17 protein-coding genes are annotated in these 20,824 nt (G+C 60.5%); 5 read left to right on the top strand and 12 right to left on the bottom strand.

Features of this window, described 5'->3' with window-relative positions; genetic code table 11:
* Positions 1-106 precede the first annotated feature (106 nt).
* A complete protein-coding gene (locus tag ACR1XV_RS16250) occupies positions 107-877 on the top strand; it encodes a transporter substrate-binding domain-containing protein (protein ID WP_480533195.1) in 771 nt (256 codons plus the stop codon).
* A 46-nt stretch (positions 878-923) separates the two neighbouring features.
* Positions 924-1,670, top strand: coding sequence for a creatininase family protein (locus ACR1XV_RS16245; protein ID WP_480533193.1), 747 nt, complete (start codon positions 924-926; stop codon positions 1,668-1,670).
* Here the strand turns inward: ACR1XV_RS16245 and ACR1XV_RS16240 are convergent.
* From ACR1XV_RS16240 to ACR1XV_RS16200, 9 genes are all read right to left on the bottom strand, one after another.
* A complete protein-coding gene (locus ACR1XV_RS16240) occupies positions 1,667-3,112 on the bottom strand; it encodes a hypothetical protein (protein ID WP_480533191.1) in 1,446 nt (481 codons plus the stop codon). The two genes, ACR1XV_RS16245 and ACR1XV_RS16240, sit on opposite strands and share 4 nt — an antisense overlap.
* Positions 3,113-3,121: 9 nt before the next feature.
* Positions 3,122-3,598, bottom strand: a complete 477-nt coding sequence (locus ACR1XV_RS16235; protein WP_480533189.1) for a hypothetical protein — start codon at positions 3,596-3,598, stop codon at positions 3,122-3,124.
* A gap of 69 nt (positions 3,599-3,667) precedes the next feature.
* Entirely contained in the window at positions 3,668-5,380 is a 1,713-nt protein-coding gene (locus tag ACR1XV_RS16230; protein WP_480533187.1) for an ABC transporter ATP-binding protein, read from the bottom strand.
* Between the two features lie 4 nt (positions 5,381-5,384).
* On the bottom strand, positions 5,385-6,326 hold the full coding sequence (locus ACR1XV_RS16225; protein WP_480533185.1) for an ABC transporter permease: 942 nt from the start codon (positions 6,324-6,326) through the stop codon (positions 5,385-5,387).
* Positions 6,323-7,300, bottom strand: coding sequence for an ABC transporter permease (locus tag ACR1XV_RS16220; RefSeq protein ID WP_480533183.1), 978 nt, complete (start codon positions 7,298-7,300; stop codon positions 6,323-6,325). The genes ACR1XV_RS16225 and ACR1XV_RS16220 overlap by 4 nt, the downstream gene beginning before the upstream one ends.
* Before the next feature lie 25 nt (positions 7,301-7,325).
* Positions 7,326-8,267 (bottom strand): glutathione S-transferase family protein, encoded by a 942-nt coding sequence (locus tag ACR1XV_RS16215; protein ID WP_480533181.1) that lies wholly within the window; start codon positions 8,265-8,267, stop codon positions 7,326-7,328.
* Positions 8,268-8,271: 4 nt separating this feature from the next.
* Positions 8,272-9,837 (bottom strand): ABC transporter substrate-binding protein, encoded by a 1,566-nt coding sequence (locus ACR1XV_RS16210; protein ID WP_480533179.1) that lies wholly within the window; start codon positions 9,835-9,837, stop codon positions 8,272-8,274.
* A gap of 150 nt (positions 9,838-9,987) precedes the next feature.
* Positions 9,988-11,568 carry an ABC transporter substrate-binding protein gene (locus tag ACR1XV_RS16205; protein WP_480533177.1) on the bottom strand — a complete coding sequence of 527 codons (1,581 nt, stop codon included), beginning with the start codon at positions 11,566-11,568 and terminating at the stop codon, positions 9,988-9,990.
* A 115-nt stretch (positions 11,569-11,683) separates the two neighbouring features.
* A complete protein-coding gene (locus ACR1XV_RS16200) occupies positions 11,684-13,975 on the bottom strand; it encodes an alginate lyase family protein (RefSeq protein WP_480533175.1) in 2,292 nt (763 codons plus the stop codon).
* Positions 13,976-14,207: 232 nt separating this feature from the next.
* Here ACR1XV_RS16200 and ACR1XV_RS16195 point away from each other — a divergent pair, with 232 nt between their 5' ends.
* Positions 14,208-15,527 (top strand): UDP-glucose dehydrogenase family protein, encoded by a 1,320-nt coding sequence (locus tag ACR1XV_RS16195; protein WP_480533173.1) that lies wholly within the window; start codon positions 14,208-14,210, stop codon positions 15,525-15,527.
* Between the two features lie 23 nt (positions 15,528-15,550).
* Here the strand turns inward: ACR1XV_RS16195 and rffA are convergent, their stop codons facing one another.
* From rffA to ACR1XV_RS16180, 3 genes are all read right to left on the bottom strand, one after another.
* Positions 15,551-16,738, bottom strand: coding sequence for a dTDP-4-amino-4,6-dideoxygalactose transaminase (gene rffA / locus ACR1XV_RS16190; protein ID WP_480533171.1), 1,188 nt, complete (start codon positions 16,736-16,738; stop codon positions 15,551-15,553).
* A 312-nt stretch (positions 16,739-17,050) separates the two neighbouring features.
* Complete coding sequence (locus ACR1XV_RS16185) at positions 17,051-18,448, bottom strand: hypothetical protein (RefSeq protein ID WP_480533169.1); 1,398 nt, start codon at positions 18,446-18,448, stop codon at positions 17,051-17,053.
* A 31-nt stretch (positions 18,449-18,479) separates the two neighbouring features.
* Positions 18,480-19,076, bottom strand: a complete 597-nt coding sequence (locus ACR1XV_RS16180) for a polysaccharide biosynthesis/export family protein (protein WP_480533167.1) — start codon at positions 19,074-19,076, stop codon at positions 18,480-18,482.
* A gap of 299 nt (positions 19,077-19,375) precedes the next feature.
* On the opposite strand from ACR1XV_RS16180, the gene ACR1XV_RS16175 reads away from it, so the two are divergent.
* The gene (locus ACR1XV_RS16175; protein WP_480533165.1) at positions 19,376-19,591 is read left to right on the top strand and encodes a hypothetical protein; all 216 of its coding nucleotides are present in this window, start codon (positions 19,376-19,378) and stop codon (positions 19,589-19,591) included.
* A gap of 423 nt (positions 19,592-20,014) precedes the next feature.
* On the top strand, positions 20,015-20,824 hold the full coding sequence (locus ACR1XV_RS16170; protein WP_480533163.1) for a WecB/TagA/CpsF family glycosyltransferase: 810 nt from the start codon (positions 20,015-20,017) through the stop codon (positions 20,822-20,824).

Genomic DNA, 20,824 nt, shown 5'->3' with positions numbered 1-20,824 from the left:
CCTTTGTTTTCTGGTCAATTATTTGCTTGAGGTTATCTTTGTCTTTACGCTTAGATCAAGAAACAATGTAGCGGCAATCGCTTAACGCCACCAACGGGAGAAATACATGAAACGGTTTTTCAAAACTGCCGCCGCCGCGGCACTTGGATTAGTGCTTGGGACCGCCGCGCAGGCGCAGTCAGCCCTGAACGAGGTTCTGGATTCCGGGGTGCTGAAAGTGGGCACAACCGGTGACTGGAACCCGATGTCGCTGCGCGATCCGGCGACCAACAGCTATAAGGGCTATGATATCGACATCATGAACGCGCTCGCCGCTGATCTGGGGGTCGAGGTCGAATATGTGCCCACCGACTGGAAAACGCTGGTCAATGGTGTGGTGGCGGGCAAATACCACTTGACTGGGTCAGCCTCGATCTCGCCGCCGCGCATGAAAGTTGCGGGTTTCTCGGACAGCTACATCGCGGTCGAGCTATTTCCCTATACAACCAAGGACAAGGCCGACAAGTTCGACGGCTATGATTCGATCAACCAGCCGGGCGTGACGGTTGCAACCACGCTGGGGACCACCTTTGAAAAGCGCGTGCGCGAGTGGTTCCCGAATGCCGAAATCAAAGTGGTCGAGGCACCGGCCCGCGGCTTTCAGGAAGTGATCGCAGGCCGCGCGGACGTGTTCATCACCTCGAACATCGAAGGCTCGACCTTGGAAGAAAAATTCCCCGTGGAGCGCGTGAAGAATGCGGGCCCCCGCTCGCCCTCGCCCATTGCGATGTTGCTGCCGCAGAACGATCAGGTCTGGATCAACTATGTGAACAACTGGATCGAGGTGAAAAAGGCGCAAGGGTTCTTTGAAGAAAATCGGAAGAAATGGGGTCTCTGACCCGCGCGCGCCCGGCAGTCCTGCCGGGCGTCCTCCATCCCCACCGATGAAACTGGACCACATGACATGGTACGAGGTTGACGCCCGTATCAACGCGGGCGCCGCCGTGATGCTGCCGGTCGGTTCGACCGAGCAGCACGGCCCCATGGGCCGGATCGGCACCGACACGATCTGCGCCGAGGCCGTCGCGCTGGCAGCAGCCAAGCGTTGCGATGCCATCGTGGCCCCCGCACTGGCCTATACGCCCGCGCCGTTCAACACCGGGTTTCCCGGCACGATTTCGATCTCGGCTGACACCTTTCGCCTGTTGGCCGCCGAGGTCATCGCGGGGCTTCTGGCGCAGGGGTTCCGGGGCGTGTTTGTGGTCAACGGCCACGGGGCCAATCTGGACCCGCTGCGACATATCAAGGCGACTCTGCCCCGGCATCAGATGACAATCCGCAGTTGGTGGGAGCCCGATGCGGTGAACACCCTGCGCAAAGACCTTTATGGCGCTTGGGAGGGGATGCACGCCACCCCGTCCGAGGTTGCAATCACGCAAACGCTGCTGGGAGCATTGCCCGTGGGTCAGGTGGCCGAGCCGCCCGAAAGGCTCAGCCCCGACTATCTGCGCACCCATGCGGGCGACCGCCATGGGCCGCCGGATGAACATCGCGCCGCCTTCCCGGACGGGCGCGTCGGGTCCCATTCCGCCCTGGCCACGCCCCAAGACGGCGCGCGGTTGCTTGAGACCGCCGCAACAGCCATCGCCGCCGAGTTCCGGGCCTTCGAACAAGAGTGCCTGACCGGCTAGGCGGCTGTCAGCGTGGAAGGATCGAGGGTCAGCCAGACCTCACCTTCGACCCGGGCCTCGCTTAGGGTATCGACATCAATCACCCGGTCGCTGATCTGCAGATATGTCGAATGATGCGTGATTTTCAGCGCCGCCTCAGCCCCGATCTGATCGGGGAGCGCCGCCAGCAGCAGGGACAACAGCAGCAGACCCCGGTCAACATCGTCTGCGGTGCCGAACAGCAGCACCTCATCCGGCATGGCGATGCGGCCCCGACCCTGAAAAATGCTCTGCCGACCGGCAATGCCCGCGACCACCGCAAGGGCCTGATCGACGCTACGCACCGAAGCCGCAAGCTGGCGCAGCTTTGGCCCCCGAAGCGCGTTGGCGAGATAGGCGCCGGGATAGCGCACATGCAGGTCACGATAGCAATAGGCCGCCTGCCCAAAGACCGAGAGATCATCGCGCTGCGCCAGTTGGCCGATCACCTGACGGGCACTCGCCGCGCCGTCTGCCGCGTCAAGCTGCGCAAGCTGGTCCCGGGTCGTCACGCTTGCCGCAAATGTTACCTCTTGCCGATGCAGCGCCTCGAACGGAGGCAGCTGCATTCCAAAAAACGCCGCGCAATCCGCTTCGAACCGTGCCAGCTCGGTCCGTGGGATCGTGCTGACCCCATCGCCGAGTTTCAGCACACCAAACAACGACAGGAACCGGTCGGCATAGGGCATCCGCCGCTCGAACTCGGCCCTCGGGTCGGCCGCATCAGCCCCGGTTGTCAGGTCGGCCCAGCGGTCCTGCGAAAAGGACTCGGGCTTGCCATTGCACCAGTATCGCCGCCCGCCCTGCTGTAGCAGCGTCGTATAATGACCCGGAGAGCCCACGATGAACACATCCCCCAACGCGACTCCGTTCAGAACGCTGGCCAGCGAAGTGGTCAACGTCGCCTCATCGGCGCAGACCGTCACGCCCATGGGCCGGTGCTTTTTATGTTTCAGCAGGCGCGACATCGCATGCAGGCCATCGATGGTCGAATAGGTGTAAATCGGCAGCTGGTCCTGTTCGAGCAGCGGAAAGATATCCAGCGCAGGCGTCAGCTGCCCCTTGTCCCGCCGCCAGGTCACATGGCGCCAAAGCTGCGCCTTGATCGTATCGACGGCGCCGGCCCCCAGCCGGTCACGCTCGTCCTGCAGGTTCAGGATACCGACACGTTCGGCGGTCCCCATGGGGAAATCATGGGTAAAGTGGTGGTCGATGAAAGACAGCATTTCATCGGTGACCAGCAAGCCATCCGCCGTTGCACGGTCGGCAATCCTGCCCCGGACCTGCCACAGGGTATCGCTCATCAAATTGGCAAGGATCAGGACGATCATCAAATGCGGGTCGATGGCAGTGTCCAGCAGACCGGGATGCACCGCCCGCGACAGGCGTTCGATCTTGTCCGAGGGTTTCAGGGGCGCGGCCACCGCGCAGGTCTATCCGGGCTGCTTCATGCACCGGGTTCGGGTCAGCGCCGCGTGTTCGCCCGCGCGCGCGGCGAGTATCTCGAATTCGCCATCGGCCACCAGCCGTCCGATCCTGATCCCGTCATCGGCAATATCCACCATATGAAGGTTCCGATCCCCCCAACCGATCATGCCCAGAAACTCTTCGTGGATCGTGACCTTCGTACCCTCTTCGGCCACGACGGTCTGCCCGGGGCGATCGATCTGGTCATCGGGCAATTCATCCCGGTCCCCGATCCAGACCGAGTGCCCCTTGAAACCCGCGCCCAACTGCTCGGTGATCTCAAGCTCAAATTCATAGGGCCCTTCGAGCAGGTCAAAGAAATAGGCACCATATTCGATATTGCAGACCCACTTGCCCACGAGGTCCGGGAACCCATCCTGCGCCTGCGCGGACAGCGGTGCGCATAGCCCCAGAAGAACGGCGGTCACGGATCGGATCAGCATTGCAATATCTCCCTGCATTGACGTGGCTCGATCAGGCCACGCCGTGCAGGTATCGTCAACCTTTGCGTGTTACGCCTCGCGCTCGCCCAGCCCGTCGGTCGACAGATCGTCAAGCTTCGGCATCAGCCGCAGCAACTCGGCCGCATATTCGGTTTGAGGGTTGGTGAACAGATCGGTGGTATCCTGAATCTCGACCATCTGACCCTGTTTCATCACCGCCACCCGGTCGCACATCTGACGCACCACCGGCAGGTCGTGGCTGATAAACAGAAGGGTCAGGCCCAGATGTTCCTGCAGATCTTTCAGGATGTTCAGAATCTGCGCCTGAATGGACACGTCCAGCGCGCTGGTCGGCTCATCACAGATCAGGAAACGCGGCTGCGTGGCCAAGGCGCGCGCGATAGAAATCCGCTGCCGTTGCCCGCCCGAGAATTCGTGCGGGTATTTCTGCCCCGCCTCATGGCCCAGCCCCACCTGATCCAGCAACTCGTCGACGCGGCGCTTGATATCCGCGTTGTCCATCAGGCGGTGATGGCGGATCGGTTCGGCCACGATCTCATCCACCCGCATCCGGGGGTTGAGCGACGAATACGGGTCCTGAAAGATCATCTGGATGTTCTTGCGGTATTCGTCCTGTACCGCACGATTGTTCAGGTCGCTGACCTGCTGCCCCTGAAACGTGATCGTACCGCCATCCACCGGGTAAAGCCCCGCAATCATCCGTGCCACGGTGGACTTGCCCGAGCCGGATTCGCCCACCACGCCGAACACTTCCCCGGCATGGATGTCGAAACTGACATTGTCGACGGCGGTGAAATAAGTCCGATCCCACGGCAGCAGCCCGCGCTTTTGCAGGAACTTCTTGGTCAGGTTGCGGATTTCGAACACCGGCTTGCTGGAGTCGTTATCGACCTTGGGCCAGTGACGGGCCATATCCTCGATGGCAAAACGCGTTTCACGACCGCCATAGCTGATCTGCGGAAACCGGTGCAGCTTCAGCGTCGGGCGCGGCACGGCGGCGATCAGCGACTTGGTATATTCGTGCTGCGGCTGGCCCATCACCTGCGCGGTGGTGCCGGTTTCGACCACCTTGCCCGCATACATCACCGTCACGCGGTCGGTCGTGTCGGCAATCACGCCCATATCATGCGTGATCAGGATGACGCCCACCTGACGTTCCTGCGCCAGTTCCTTGATCAGGTCCAGAATCTGTGCCTGAACCGAGACATCCAGCGCCGTCGTCGGCTCATCCGCGATGATCACATCCGGCTCGGTACAAAGCGCCAGCGCAATCACCACGCGCTGCCGCATCCCGCCCGAGAACTGGTGCGGGTACTGGTCCAGCCGCGTATCCGGGTCGGGAATGCCCACCCGGTCGATCAGGTCGCGGGCGCGTTTTGTGGCCTCGGCCTCGGACCCGCCCAGATGGGCCTGAATGGTCTCGACCAGTTGCTCGCGCACGGTGAACAGCGGGTTCAGCGAGGTCAGCGGGTCCTGAAAGATCATCGAGATCTTCTTGCCGCGTAGTCCCCGCATCGCCTCGGCGTCGATGCCGCTGATCTGGTCTCCGCTCAGCTTGATGGTGCCGCTGGCAATGCGACCGGGCCGCTCCAGCAGGCCCATGATGGCGGCGCCGATGGTGGATTTGCCGGCACCGGATTCACCCACCAGACCGTGAATCTGGCCGGGTTCGACCGACAGGTCCACATGGTCGACGGCTGTGAACAGCTTGCGGCGGGTCGGGAATTCGACCGTCAGGTCGTTGATCGTCAGAAGGCTCATGAAATCACCGCAGCTTGGGGTTCAGCGCATCGCGCAGCCAGTCGCCCAGCAGGTTGACCGACAGGGCAAGAGCCAGCAGCGTGCAGGCCGGGAAGAACAGGATCCACCACTCACCCGAGAACAGGAAGCCCTGCCCGATGCGGATCAGCGTGCCCAGCGAGGGCTGGGTCGGTGGCGCTCCGACGCCCAGAAAGCTGAGCGTCGCCTCGGCGATAATGGCCAGAGCCAATGAGATGGTGGCGATCACCAGAACCGGGCTGAGGACGTTTGGCAGGATATGGCGGAACATGATCGGGAAGGACCCGCGCCCGATCAGACGCGCGGCCTGAACGTATTCCTTGTTTTTCTCGACCAGCGCCGCGCCGCGCACAACGCGCGCGAACTGCACCCAGTCGGACAGGGCGATGGCGATGATCAGAACGTAAATCGCCATCTCGTCCCGGTATTCGGGCGGGGTGATCCCCTTGGCGATGCCAAAGATCAGCATCGCCACCAGAATGGCTGGAAAGGTCAGCTGCACGTCGGCGATGCGCATGATCAGCGTCTCGATCCAGCCGCCGAAATAGGCCGCCACCAGCCCCAGAATAACCCCGATAATCAGCGCCAACAGCACCGCCGCGGCCCCCACGAACAGCGAAATTCGCATGCCGTAAAGGATGGTCGAAAACACGTCCCGCCCTTGATCGTCAGTGCCCAGCAGAAAGGTTTCCTGCGTGAAGGCGTTGGGCGTGCCCGGAGGTGTGAACCCGTTCATCAGGTTCAGTGTAGACGGGTCAAACGGATCATAGGGCGCGATCAGCGGCGCGAAAATTGCCGCCAGCACCAGAATGACCACGACCAGCGAGGCAATCACCGCGACGGGCGAATGCCGGAACGACCACGCAAAGTCGCTGTCCCAGAATTTCGCCATCCGCGACGGGGTTTGAGTGTTTGGGGTATCGGTCATGTGGCCCTCGCGTCGACACGCAGGCGCGGGTCAATGGCATAGTAGAGAAGATCGACAATCAGGTTGATCGTCACGAACATCACCGAGATCAGCATCAGATAGGCCGCCATCACGGGGATATCGACGAACTGGATCGCGTTGATGAACAACAGGCCCACGCCGGGCCACTGGAACACCGTCTCCGTGATGATCGCGAACGCGATGATCGAGCCCAGTTGCAGGCCCGTGATGGTGATCACCGGCACCAGAGTATTCTTCAACGCATGGCGGAAATTGATCACCCGATCCGACAGCCCTCGGGCGCGGGCAAAGCGGACATAATCGGCGCGCAGCACCTCGAGCATCTCGGACCGCACCAGCCGCATGATCAGTGTCATCTGGTACAGACCCAGCGTGATTGCAGGCAATATCAGTGCCTTAAGACCGGATGCGGTCAGGAACCCGGTGGACCAGCCGCCAATCATAACGGTCTCGCCCCTCCCGAAGCTGGGAAGTAGGTCAAGCTCGACCGAGAAGATGTAGATCAGCAATATCCCTATGAGGAAGGTGGGCAGCGAAACCCCGATCAGGGACACGGTCATAATCACATTTGCCGCGATCCCTTGTCGTCGGATCGCGGTGAAAACGCCAAGGGCAATACCGATCGTGATCGCCAGAAAGCCCGAGACAAACGCCAGTTCCAGCGTCGCCGGGGCCCGTTCCACCAGAATTGTCGAAACCGGTCGGCCCTGCCGGTATGAGACGCCGAAATTGCCCTGAACCGCGCCCTGCAGGAACTTGGCGTATTGCACCACAAAGGGCTGATCCAACCCAAGCTCGGTGCGCAGGCGGTCGATGTCAGCTTGCGTGCGTTCCTGCCCCAGCATGTTGTCGATCGGGTCGCCGACAAAGCGGAACATCGAAAAGGCCACCAGACCCACGACCAACAGCACGATGACGGACTGGAACATCCGTCTGACGATATATGCGAACATTGATTTTCCCCATTGGTGCGTCTCTCTATGCTTTAACCGACCGGGTGGTCAAGATGTCGCGGTGGTGCGGCGCGCTCCAATCGATTTCAGGGCCCAGCGGCACGATCCCCAGCGGATTTCGCAGTTCGGACGGTGAGAAATAGCCCTGCTTGTAGATGTCGAATTTCACGGTCGCGGCCACGCCGGGCAACGCGTAAATTTCGCGCGCGTAACCCCAGAGGTTTGGATAGTCGATCAGCCGACGCAGGTTGCATTTGAAGGCATAGTGATAGGCCACATCGAACCGGGCCAGCGTGGGGAACAGGCGCAGATCGGCCTCGGTCAGCGTGTCGCCGCAGAGGTAGCGGTTGGTGGTCAGATGCGCCTCGATCTCGTCCAGCATCGAGAAGACATCGCGGAACCCGGCCTCATAAGCCTCTTGCGTGCGGGCGAACCCTGCGCGGTAAACGCCGTTGTTGAGACACGTGTAAATCTTTTCGTTCCACGCGTTGATCTGGTCCAGCTTGTCTGATGGTGCCAGATTGGGACCATAGCCCGGCAACGAGCCCAACATCCGTACCAGATCGGCGGATTCGTTAGAGACCGCCCGATCCTCAACCCGGTCCCACAGCAAGGGCACCGTGATCCGCCCGGTATAGGTCGGTGTCGCGCGGGCATAGGCGTGATGCAGCGCTGTTGCGCCATAGACCGCATCCGCGCCGTCGGCATAGACCCAGCCATCGGCTGTGCGGCGCGGCTCGGCATAGGCAACCGTGATCAGATCATGCAGCCCCTTGAGCGCACGAACCAGCAGCACGCGATGCGCCCAGGGGCAGTTCCACGCCGCGTAAAGATGAAACCGCCCCGGTGCCAGAGCATCCGGCAGCGCGTTCCGAATGGTCGAGGCCTGACGGCGGAATTCACCGTCAAGCCTTGTGTCGGGCGCGGGGTCCTCGGCGTGGTAGACCCCGGCGATCATGACGCCCATGGGCTCAGTTCACCGTCACCCAGCGCAGGATAAAGAAGTTGTCCGGGCGCTGCGTCAGCTCGACATTGTTGCGCGTCCCCCAGACCAGAGGCTGCACATACATCGGCACATAGACCTGATCGTCCTGATAGATCTGCGTCACCTCGTCCAGCATGGCCTGACGTTTGGTCTGATCCAGCTCGGACTGGATCTTCGGCAGTAATTCATCGACCCGCGGGTTCGAGTAGCCACCGAAATTCCAGCTACCCAGCTTTTTCTCTTCGTTCGGGGTTGCGACCAGGAACCGGACCGGATGTTCGGCGTCGAAGGTACCGGGGCTCCAGCCCAGCAGGTACATATCATAGTTATCCTCACGCAGTTCCGGCCAGTAGTTGCGCACCGGCATGGCATCCAACTCGGCGGTGATGCCGATCTGAGCCAGCATCCCGACAACCGCCTGACACACGGCCTCATCATTCAGGTAACGGTCATTGGGGCATTTCAGCCCGAACGAGAAGCCGTCGGCATAACCCGCCTCGGCCAGCAACGCCTTGGCAGCATCAACATCGAACGCGGGACGGTCCGCATTGGCGCGGGAATAGCCGCTCATCACCGGGGTGACGAGTTGCGACGCCGCTTCGGCATTGCCGCGCATGATCGTGGCCAGAATGGCATCCACATTGACCGCTTTGGCGACGGCCTGACGCACGCGCGCATCGCGGAACGGGTTTGGCTTGCCCGCATCATCGGTATATTTCAGCGCCTCGGCCTCGTGATCAAAGCCCAGCATGATCACGCGCGCCTCGATCCCCTGAATGACGTCCACATCTGCGCTCTGCTGCAGCCGCGCCACGTCCTGAATCGGCACCGGGTTGATCATGTCCACATCGCCCGACAACAGCGCCGCAACGGCGGTGGCGGGGTTCTGGATCGGGTTGAACTCGGCGCGGGTGATGTTGTGTTCGGCCTCGCCCCACCAGCCCTCATGCGGCTCCAGCACGGTTTTCAGACCCGGTTCGCGCTCGGTCACCTTGAACGCACCGGTGCCGTTGGCGTTGATCGTGGCGTAGTTGCCGGTTTCCTTGTCGGGCACCATAGCATCGTTGGCCTCGGTCCAGCCCTGATCCATGATCATCCAGTTGGCAATCGAAGACGGGAACAGCGGGTTCGGCGCGGTGGTCATGATATCGACGGTGTAGTCATCGACCACAATCACATCGCTGACCGGCGCAAACCAGCTGCGGGTGTCCGCCGCCTCACCCGAGGCGCGTTGATAGCTGAACAGCACATCATTGGCGTCAAAGCTGCTGCCATCGTGGAAGGTGACCCCCTCGCGCAGCTTGAACCGCCAACCCTCACCGTCGCCGATCGGTTCCCAACTGACAGCCAGCGCCGGTTCAACGGCCATATCTTTGCCGCGCCGCACCAGCCCTTCGTAGACATTATTGAGAAACCCCAGCACCGGGGCCGAGTTGACCGCATGCGGGTCCATTGTCTGCGGATCGGTGGTTGAGGCCCATTTGAACTCGGCGGCCTGCGCGGTGCTGGCCAGCAGCATGGTCAGGCCAATGGCGCTGTTCCTGAGGATCATGGCGATATCTCCCTGTTTATGGGTCAGAGCTTGGGATGTTTTGGCCGCCGCGTAAAGGAATTCTCACGATGAGATCACGCGCCCGTTACTGGCCACGCAAACGAAAACAGGGCGCGAAACCGCGCCCTGCCCTGCATCCGGAAGGATGGCTTAGTTCATCTCGAAGTATTTGATCTTCGGCGAATCTTCGGGTTCAACGATGGTACCGACGCCCGACTTCATACCCCAGTTCAGCACCTGATGGTGGATCGGGATATAGAGCTGTTCGTCCTGAACCACCTGCCAGATTTCACCGATCTGCTGATCGCGCGCGGGCAGGTCGGTTTCCGAGGCCAGTGCCACGATCTTGGCATCCAGCTCAGGGTTGGAATAGCGTGTGCCGTTCCACGAGCCGTACTTCTCGCCCTTCGAATGGACCAGGAAGTTGAAGATGTATTCCGAGTCATAGGTCGGAACACCCCAACCCAGCATGTAGAAATCGGTCTCAAGGTTGTTGATCAGCGGGAAGTGCTGCGCCTTGGGTTTGGCATCCAGATTCACGGTCACACCGATTTGCGCCAGCATACCCACGGCGGCCTGACAGATCGCTTCATCGTTGATGTAGCGGTCATTCGGGCAGTTCAGAGTCAGCGAGAAGCCATCGGGATACCCCGCCTCGGCCATAAGCGCCTTGGCGCCTTCGATGTCGGTTGTCGACGAGGCATCCATCGCCTCATCCCAGCCGTTCACAAAGGGCGGCGAGATCATGCCGGCCGGGGCTGACTGACCGCGCATCACGACCTGCTTGATCGCATCGCGGTTGATCGCCTTGGACATCGCCTGACGCACACGCACATCCGCCAGCGGATTGGCACCATCAACGCTGTCCGAGCCCAGATCGGCGTCGCCCATGTTCATGCCAAAGAAGATCACCCGGTTCTGTGGCGCGGTGCGTACGTCCAGACCATCGGTGCCCGCAACGCGCTCAAGATCCTGCACGGGCACGTCCTGAATGAAATCGACTTCACCCGACAGCAGCGCGGCAACGCGGGTCGCGGCGTTCTGAATCGGGGTATAAACGATCTCGGTCACCTGCAGCGGGAATTCATCCTTGCCCCAATAACCGTCATAGGCGGCCAGAACGGTTTTTACGTCCGGTTCGCGGCTGACCAGCTTGTAGGGGCCAGTGCCGTTGGCGTTCTTGGCCGCAAAGGTATCCTCGCCGCCCTCATAGTCCTGCACCTTCACGGCGTTGTTCGCCTCGGCCCAGCCCTTGTCCATCATGAACATGTTGGTCAGGTTGTTGGGCATAATCGGGTTGGGGCCATCGGTTTCGATTTCGACGGTGAACTTGTCCGGCGCGCGCACCTCTTTGACCGAGGCCAGCAGTTCCTTGTAGTCCGAATCCGGCGTCATCGCGCGGTTCAGCGAGAACACAACGTCTTCGCTGTCGAACTCGGCCCCGTCATGGAAGGTCACGCCTTCGCGCAGCTTGAACACCCAGACATTCGGGTTGTCTTCGGACGGTGCCCACTCGGTCGCAAGCGACGGCACCAGCGCGCCGGAATGGTCGCGCATAACCAGCGTTTCCATGATCTGGTGCGCCATGGCCGAGGTCGGCCCTTCGTTCTGCGCATGCGGGTCCAGCGTCAGCGCGTCACCCGCGCGGGCCCATCGCAGCGTTTCCGCCGAAGCACCCGCCGCAATCATCGCGGTGGCGCTGGCCGCCAGCATCAGAGTTTTGAATGACATAAGTCGTCTCCCCATTATTGTTGTGACCGCATGTGACTGCGGCTGGCCGGAGTTTCCGGTCCTCATGCCACCGCATCATCCAGATCATTTTCCGAGTTGCAACACCCGAATGTGATCAACGCAAACCGTGCGCCAGACGCCAGAAGGGCGCGATACCGTCATGGGGGTGGAAACAGGCCGGGGCCTCGTGGGTGTCCAGAACCCCCTGCCCTGTCTGTTGCTGCAGCGCCGCGTCGATGGGGACCAGACGGGCGAATTCAAACGGCTCGATCTGCTCATGCGTCCATCCTTCGGCGGATTCGGTCAGCAGGCGGCGCATGGCGATGACCAGTTGATCCGCCGCCTGACTGCCCCAAGGGCGCATCCCCACCGCATCCAGCAGGGTGAAAAGGTTGATCCAGCTTTGCAGGTTGAAAGCGCAGTAATGCTGCGTCAGCGTCCGCGCCATCTCATGCGGTTGCGCGCCGTCCGGGGTGATGCTGCCCAGCACCCGCGCCTGCGCCCGCAGGTTGATCTGCTGCAACGTTTCGGTATCGTCGAGAAACGCGGCCAGCGCGGCTGCCTGCAGATCGTAGCAGGTGCCGTGATTGTTCCGGGCCCGGCGTTCCCCGCGGCCCTGATCGCTGTTTTGCAGCCATGTCAGGAACTCTGCCACCCATGTCTGCACGCCTTGTCTGATCGATGCATCGTCCAGCATCCGCACCGCGTCGAGGAAGAAATAGAAGTCCTTGGTCTCGATCAGACCATGCGACAGACCCTTGTCCCCCTTATGCCCATGTCGCACCTGCGCATAGTCCAGATTGGGATTCATCCGCGTGTCGGGATTGATAAACCAGGTCTCGATCAAGCGCCCTGCATGATCGCTGTAGCCGCTCTCGCCCGTGAGCCGCCCCGCCAGGGTCAAGGCAACGGAATCATCAAACAGCCGCTGCAGTCGGGTCCGGTCGAAACGGTCGCTTTCCTCTTCATAGAGCCGGGTGCCCGGCACACGCTCTCCGTCCCGGAAAACAAAGGGGCGTCCGTCCTTCTTTTTCGGGTCCGGCCACCAGTAGGGGGAAGGATGGTAATAATCCTTCAGATCCCCGCTCGGACCCGGCTGCGGCTTATCGGTGACTGAAAACGGTCCACGATCCAGCGCATCATCTGCTGCCGCGCAGATCGCCCGATGGTCGGGGTCATCGTGCCGCGCCGCCAGAGTTTCAATCCGCGACGTGTCATAAAAGGCCAGCCCGCCGGGCGCGGCGCTAGGGGCCATGTTCCGAGCCTCGAGCATGTCCAACGTCGCACGGATCGCATCGTTTCGGGCCAGGCCGCGGTTCTTGAAACTCTGAGCGTTGTCCTTTTCCAACCTGCCCTGACCGGAAAACAGCCGCGCGACCCATCCCGCAGACCCGACGCGATAACCTTCGGGGCTCACCTTCCGGGGCGGAGCGTCAAACGCTTCGAGCGGCCATTTCTGCCAGGGGCCTTCGATCCCCAGATGTAAGAACAGCTCGACCTTCGGCCGGCGGCCATAGGGATGCGCCTCATCAAAGCGCAGCGGCGCATCGCAGCGGAAGGCAAGCTGGGGTTCCTCGGTCGGGTTGGGCGTGCAATCGTCACCAAGCAGGTCAGCATTATCCTGCATCCGCGCCATCGGCACCACCAGATACCGCTTGTCCCGGTTCGCCACCACATCGGCAGCAAACGAATCCCAAGCGCCCTGGGTGAAATAACAATTGCCATCAAAAGGCAGCGCCCATTTTGCATGGCGCAGGCAAAGCTCAAGCGCAGCGTTGCGCGCGCCGTTGTTGTTCATGACATAGGCGTTGCGGGCCCGATAGCTTTGGCCGATGATCTTCGCCCTGGTTTCATCATCCAGCGGATCAAGCGATCCGTCGGCAAATATCATCGGGTCCTCGAAGGTTTCAAAATCGAACCCCACGGTCTGAAACGTATCGGCGCTGAACGGAATACGCTCATAGGTTTGCCCATGCCGTTCCAACAGCGCGATCAGGGCCGCCTCATTCTCGGGGTCGAAAATCCGGTTAAGGATCCACAGCTTGGTGCAGTTCGCGAACTCGGGCTCGTTTTCCAGGATGAACCGCACATTCTCTTGCGATTGGCCGGCCTTGTGACGGGGCACCAGATCGTTACCGATCACCCGGCAAAGCGCAAAGGTGTCCGGCCGCGCGTCCACTTCGGCCTCGGCCGCGCTGTCCCGCTCCTGGGGCTGGACGGAGGCCAGCGAACCCGCCACCGCACCCATGCGGGCCGCAGATTTTGACAGTTTCTGCACTTTGCGCCGGCGATAGACCAGATAGGCGGGCAGCAGCACGGGCGACAGCAATAGGATCAGCGGTGACAACAGGATCAGCCAACGGTTGCGGCGTCTTTTGCGAAGCGTTCTTTCCTGCAGGGTCAGCATGGGATCGGCCAGGTCGGTTTTGGGTTTCTGTCAAAGGATCGAGCCCATGGAGCTGATCTCGTCGTGCCCCACATAGCCCCCGTTTGCGGCCCGGTGCAACCTCTGGGCCGGACCAAGGGGTCCGATGGGCAGAATCCCCTTGAAACCCCTCTGTCGAAAGACGTATTCGGTCGCCAGAAACGGTCAGTGGATGGCAGGCGTCTAACCCCTGCCCAAGACAAGGATTTGAGATATGCGCATTGCGATGATTGGCACTGGATATGTTGGCCTAGTTTCCGGGGTCTGCTTTTCGGATTTCGGGCATGACGTGATCTGCGTCGACAAATCCACCCAGAAGATCGAGATGCTGCAGGCAGGCGAGGTTCCGATCTATGAACCCGGCCTCGACGTTCTGATGGCCAAGAACGTGGCCGCGGGACGGCTGAGTTTCACCGACAATCTGGCCCAGGCCGTGGACGGGGCGGATGCGGTCTTTATCGCCGTCGGCACCCCGACGCGCCGCGGCGACGGGCACGCGGACCTGACCTATGTGATGGCCGCCGCCGAGGAAATCGCCCACGCCCTCACCGACTACACCGTCGTCGTAACCAAATCGACCGTGCCGGTCGGGACCAACCGCAAAGTGCAGGCGGCGCTGACCGCCGCCAATCCGCAGGCCGAGTTCGACGTGGCCTCGAACCCCGAATTCCTGCGCGAAGGGGCTGCGATCGACGATTTCATGCGCCCTGACCGCGTGGTTGTCGGCGTCGAAAGCGACCGTGCCGCCGAGGTGATGGCGGAAATCTACCGGCCGCTTTACCTGCGCGATTTCCCGATCCTGACCACCGATCTGGAAAGCGCCGAGATGATCAAATACGCCGCCAACGCGTTTCTGGCGACCAAGATCACTTTCATCAACGAAATCGCGGGCCTGTGCGAACGGGTGGGCGGTGATGTCAAGGAAGTGTCGCGCGGCATCGGCCTGGACGGCCGCATCGGCAACAAGTTCCTGCATGCGGGCCCCGGCTATGGTGGGTCATGCTTCCCCAAGGACACCGCCGCTCTGGCCCGGATCGGGCAGGATTTTGCCTATCCGATGGAGATCACCGAGACGGTGATCCGCGTCAACGACGGCATCAAAAAGCGGATGATCGAAAAGATCCGCGATGTCTGCGACGACAGCTTCAACGGCAAGACCGTGGCCGTGCTGGGCGTGACCTTCAAACCCAATACCGACGACATGCGCGACGCGCCCTCGCTGACCATTGTCCCCGCCCTGATCGGCGGCGGCGCACGGGTGCGCGTGGTCGATCCGCAGGGCCGGGCCGAGGGCGAAGCATTGCTGCCGGGGGTGAACTGGATGGACGATCCCTATGCCGCGGCCAAGGACGCCGACGTGGTGGTTCTACTGACCGAATGGAACGAGTTCCGCGCGCTGAACCTAAGCGATCTTTCCGAGGCCATGAAATCGCCCCGCATGGTTGACCTGCGCAACATCTATTCCTCGGCCATGGCGCTGGGTGCAGGGTTTGAAACCTATGTCGGCGTGGGCGTTCAGGACCGCAGTTTGTAAGCCCGGTTTGAAGGGAGGGTGCCCTACGGCACCCGCCGCACAAGGTAATCGCGCGCGGCTTCGACGACCGCTTCTACGGCCCCGCCCATCTCATAGTACAGCGGCAGGCGGACGAGCCGGGCCGCTGCGCTTTCGGTTACCGCCAGACTGCCCGAGCAGCGGCCATACAATCGCCCGGCAGGTGCCGAGTGCAACGGCACGTAATGGAACGGCGTCTCGATACCCCGCCCCCGCATAAAGCCGATAAAATCACGTTGGTCTTGCGCATCCCTGAGCAGCAGACAGAACAAATGACCGTTACCCTGACAATGATCGGGGGCCGACAGCAGGTCGACTCGTCCGGCTTGCTCAAGATCAGCAAAGGCAGACCTGTAGCGCGCGAGGGTTTCAAGCCGGTCCCGGTTGATTTTGTCCGTCTGTTCAAGTTGCGCAAGCAAGATCGCTGCCGTCAGCTCGGACGGAGAAAACGAAGATCCGATATCGACCCAGGTATATTTGTCCACGGCCCCTTGCAGGAATCTGGCCCGATTGGTCCCCTTGTCCCGGATTATGTCTGCACGTTCGGCAAGATCAGACCGGTTGATCGCCAGAGCACCCCCCTCGCCAGAGGTCACATTCTTGGTTTCATGAAAACTGAATGCCGCGATATCGCCCAATCCACCGCAGAGGCGGCCGCGATACCGCGAGCCCAGGGCCTGAGCTGCATCTTCCACAAGGATCAAACGATGTTTACGGGCAATATCCGCCAATGGCCCCATCTCGGCCGGGACACCGGCATAGTGAACCGCAAAAATGGCCTTTGTCCGGTCGGTCACGGCCCGTTCTACGGCCTCTGGTTCAAGGTTTAGGGTTGCAGGATTGACGTCCACGAATACCGGCACAGCCCCCCGCAAAACCACTGCATTTGCCGTGGATACAAAGGTGAACGAGGGCATGATGACCTCATCCCCGGGTCCGAGGTCACACAGGATGGCAGCCATCTCGAGTGCGCCGGTTCCCGAGTGCACAAGCTGCACCTTCCGAGCCTGGGTCAGCGCCCCGAGCTGCGCCTCGCAAGCGGCCGTAAACTGCCCATTGCCCGCCAGAAACCCTTGTGCAAGCACCGCGTCGAGATAGCGGCGTTCATTACCCACCAGTTTTGGCAAATTGAACCGGATGGCCGTCTCATCAAGCAGCCTCTGGTCGTCATATGATTTTGCGTCTTTGGGCATCCCGAGAAATATCAATCGTCCATTTCAAGCACAGGTTCCATTTGCGGCGGGCTTGGTTTCAAATCCCGGGGTCAATCGCCACCAGCGCAACCTGGAAAACCATCCGTACCCGTAGCACATTGCCCGAGCAAAAGATGCTAAATCCCCAAATTGAGCCATTTGGCCCTGTCAGTTTGCTGCCCCGCCGCCCGCAGTCAAAACAATTTACCGCTATCCGGCCATATTGTTCCCAAAAGCGCCATCCAATACCCGGTCAAACGAATCTATCCGCGCGATCATACGCAGGCGAGTCAATGCCCCGGTAGCCTCGTGTCAGGGTCGCCATACGATGTTCTTGCCGATCGCAACGAACACCATCGGGCTGGTCGCACGTCCGACGCCATCTTCATCGCGGACGCGATAGTCGAGGCCTGCATTAAACTGCCAGTCCCGGGTTAGGTCATGGCTGTAGATCGCACTTACATTCGAGAATTCGACTTGCGATGATGTGTCGGTCTCCTCGGACAATGCGTAGGTGCCGCGCAACGCAAATTGCGACAGGGGTGTAATGCCCCAGATATACCCGACATCCACCACCGTCGCTGCAAAGTAGTCATCTTCGTCGTCGAACAGGATGTCCCGGCTTAACCGCACGCGCAGAGTGTTAGGCCCATACTCGCGATCGAACAACAGCGATCCGATGGCATCAACCGATCCGCCCGATTGCCGCGCCGCACCGAGCGTAAACCCGAAGGCCCCATCGGGGATCTCGCGGTTGCGCCCGACAAAAAGCCGATCCAGACGGCCAGCGATCTCCCGGGTCGTCTCATAGCGAGCGAGGTACGACCCGTCAGGGACGTCGCGTTCAACCCCCAGATTGCCGACGATGCCGGATACGTCCCGATCACCGCTGATCTGCCGCGTCTCCTCAATATCCGCATAGCCAAGCGCCACGTCGAAGCGCGTAGTGGGCGACGCTTCGTGCAGGAGCCCGAAGGTAATCGTGTTCCCATCGCGGTCAATCTCGTCCGGGCTGTCGTCGGTGAACCGTTCGAGGTCGTAGTCCAAACGCCCGGTGGTCCGTTGCGAGAACGCAAAGCTCAACCCAAACCGGCCATCGATCCGGTCGTTGTCGTCAAGCCCGGGATCGGTGGTGTCCGTATACCGCAGCCCCGAGGCCTGAAGACGGAGGTTATAACCAACAAGGTTTTGCCTGCCACCATCAAGCGCGAAGCCATAGGTAAAGTCGCTGCGGGTTCCGTCGCCGGTCAGATCAGCAAAATCGGCAGGCAAGATGATAAAGCCATCCTCGTCTTCGAAATCTGAGAGTGACCGCAGGAAACCGATATCGAACCGCAGATATTCAGCATCCAGGCTCAATCCGGCATTCGCAGCCTCACGCGAATAGCCGAAATCGAGCCGGGCATCGCCGATATCGAAGTTATCGTCAATATTGGGCAGGTCCTGAAGCCGCAGGCCTGTGACGGCATCCAGAATGATCGACTGGGTGCGCGTTTCACTGGACAGACCAAAAGACAGGATGGTTGACGCGATGAATCCGTTGCCGGGGTCCGGCACATCAAGGCTCAGGTTACGGCCATACTCCAGACGCTCGGCGATGCCAAACCGCAACTCCAGCCCGCCGGGTTCGACAGGTATTTCCTGCGCCCTGACGATCGTCGTCGACAACAGCACCGCCATAGCGGCCCCAACACCCGTCAGGCGATTCATCGCGTCCTGTCTCACTGCCCCAACTTTCTTGTTATTCGAACAAGCGCCGCTGTGGCACAACAACGACGTCTCCGTCTACAAGCCGTGTCGCCGCACCTTGTCCGACGCCTTCCAGAATGGCGTCATAGTTAAACCGGAACACCCGCTCGTTGCCCGATTTGTCCGTGCGCCGCAGCATGACCCGCTTGGTTGCCGCAAATCTCGAGAAGCCACCCATTTCCGCGAAGAACTGCAGCAGAGTCGTGCCCGGCGGCACTTCGTAACGCCCCGGCGATCCGGCCTCGCCGATGGCGTAAACAAGAATCGGATCCGGCTCCACATCTTCGCCGACCGAACCCAGTGACACGAAGACGCTGGGTGTCGAAGCAAAATTCGGCGCGAGAAGGTCGGTCAGGTCGCTGCGAACCTGTTCGACGCTGCGTCCGCTGACAGCAAGCGTACCGGCCAACGGCATGGTGATGCGCCCATCAGGACGAACCAGCGCTTCCTGATTAAGTTCACGATCTTCAAGCACTTCAATATTCAAAACGTCGCCGGGTTGAATGCGATAGCTGCTTTGCGCCAGGGCCGGCACGGCCGCAACCGCACCAAGGACCAGTGTAACAAGCAGAGTATAGATGGGCTTCATGTCCCAAGCTCTCCCTAATTCTATTCCAGTTATTCCCCACCAAGACCGCCGGACCCCGGGGGTCAAATCTCCAAAATCCGCATGGCAGGCACAGTCTGCACATGATTCGGACCAAACACCATATTTTGATTTGCAGATTATTCACTTTCCCGGGGCATCAGCTCTAAAACGCAACACTTTGAGACAGTTTTGGGCCCCCGGGCCTGTTTGGGGCATAATTTTGCCTTCTTTGCCTTGTTGAGTGTTTCTTAACGATTGCCGGGACAACCTGCCCGGGCAGCACGAAAGACACAGAGGGCATGATGATCGCAGGGCTGGTTCTATTCGGGATGGTTGCAGGTGGATTGGCGGCAATTGTCGGCCTGATCAGCGGATTGCCAATATATGCCGCTGTTCTGCTCTATGGCGGTTTTGGTGCCACCTGCCTGCTGGCAGCCGCGCTCGTGACGATGTCTCGCTCGGCAATTCGGACCAACCCGAAAACACCACTGTCTGCCGTTCACCCTGACCCGTGATCCAAGCCGCTGAGAACAAGCAGCACCGACCTTATGTCTTACCGGAAATCACCCCGCCCCTACGCTGAAACAATCGTACGAAAAAACGGCGATTGTGCGCATTTCCTGTTGGCCAAGGGGCGGGAATTCGTGAAACTAGTCACCGCAAGTTGTCTGAAACGCAAAGGTATGCAGTAAACGGAACCGGCCGCATTTTTGAGTTTGAAATTTCTGTCGTGGTCGGATCGCCGGCTGTCGCACAGCCCTGACACAAAAGCGATCCTCGGACGCGCTGGTTTCTGGGCGTTTGTTTGATGTTAACAATTGAGAAGGCCATGCAAGCATGGGCGTGAAAGTAACGATTATGACCCAGGGCCAGACAATGCGCCCCGCACTGAACCTGCCCCTTGCAAGACCGGTATGTCGGCACCTGAGAAGGGCTGCATGATGGCTGACGGAACGCCAATCGGGATGACAATGGATACAACGCGGAACAGCTATCCCCGCATCGACCTGCTGAATGTCTACGTTCACGATATCTCCATGGACGACCTGCTGCAGAACTTCGGCGCGGGCGCGATCCTGACGCTGCATGTCGACATGATGATGAAACTGCAGAAAGATCGCGAGTTTCGCGAGATTTTCGACAAGTTTGATATCATCACCTGCGACAGCCAGATCCTTTATTTTGCGGCCAAGTTGCTGGGAACCCCGGTGCGCGAAAGGGTGTCAGGATCGGACTATTTTCCGAAGTTCTATATGCACCACAAGGACAATCCTGATGTCACGGTGTTCCTGTGCGGCGGCAAACCGGGCATCGCCGATATCGCTGCGGACCGGATCAATGATAAGACCGGTCGGCGCATTATCGTCGGAACCGACGCCCCACCCTTTGACTATGAAACCAACCCCGCCGCCGTCGATCGGACGATCGAGCGGATCAATGCATCCGGCGCGACGGTGCTGTTGGTCGGGCTTGGCGGCGGGCGGCAGGAAAAGTTCATCATGGATTACCGGGACCGGATGCCAAACGTCCGGCTGTTCCTACCGCTGGGTGGGACGATCGACTATGAGGCCGGAACCCTGCCCCGCCCTGCCCCGTGGGTCACCAATCTGGGTCTTGAATGGTTCTACCGTCTGATCAAGGAGCCGCGCCAGCGCTGGCGTCGCTATGTCCTGCAGGACCCGCCGGTACTCTGGGCGCTGCTCAAACAGAAATTGGGTCTCTACCGCGATCCCTTTGACGGCAAATGA

This window comes from Ruegeria sp. AD2(2025), assembly GCF_056542385.1.
The sequence above is the reverse complement of the archived record's forward strand: the minus strand, read 5'-3'. Positions and strand labels throughout refer to the sequence as shown.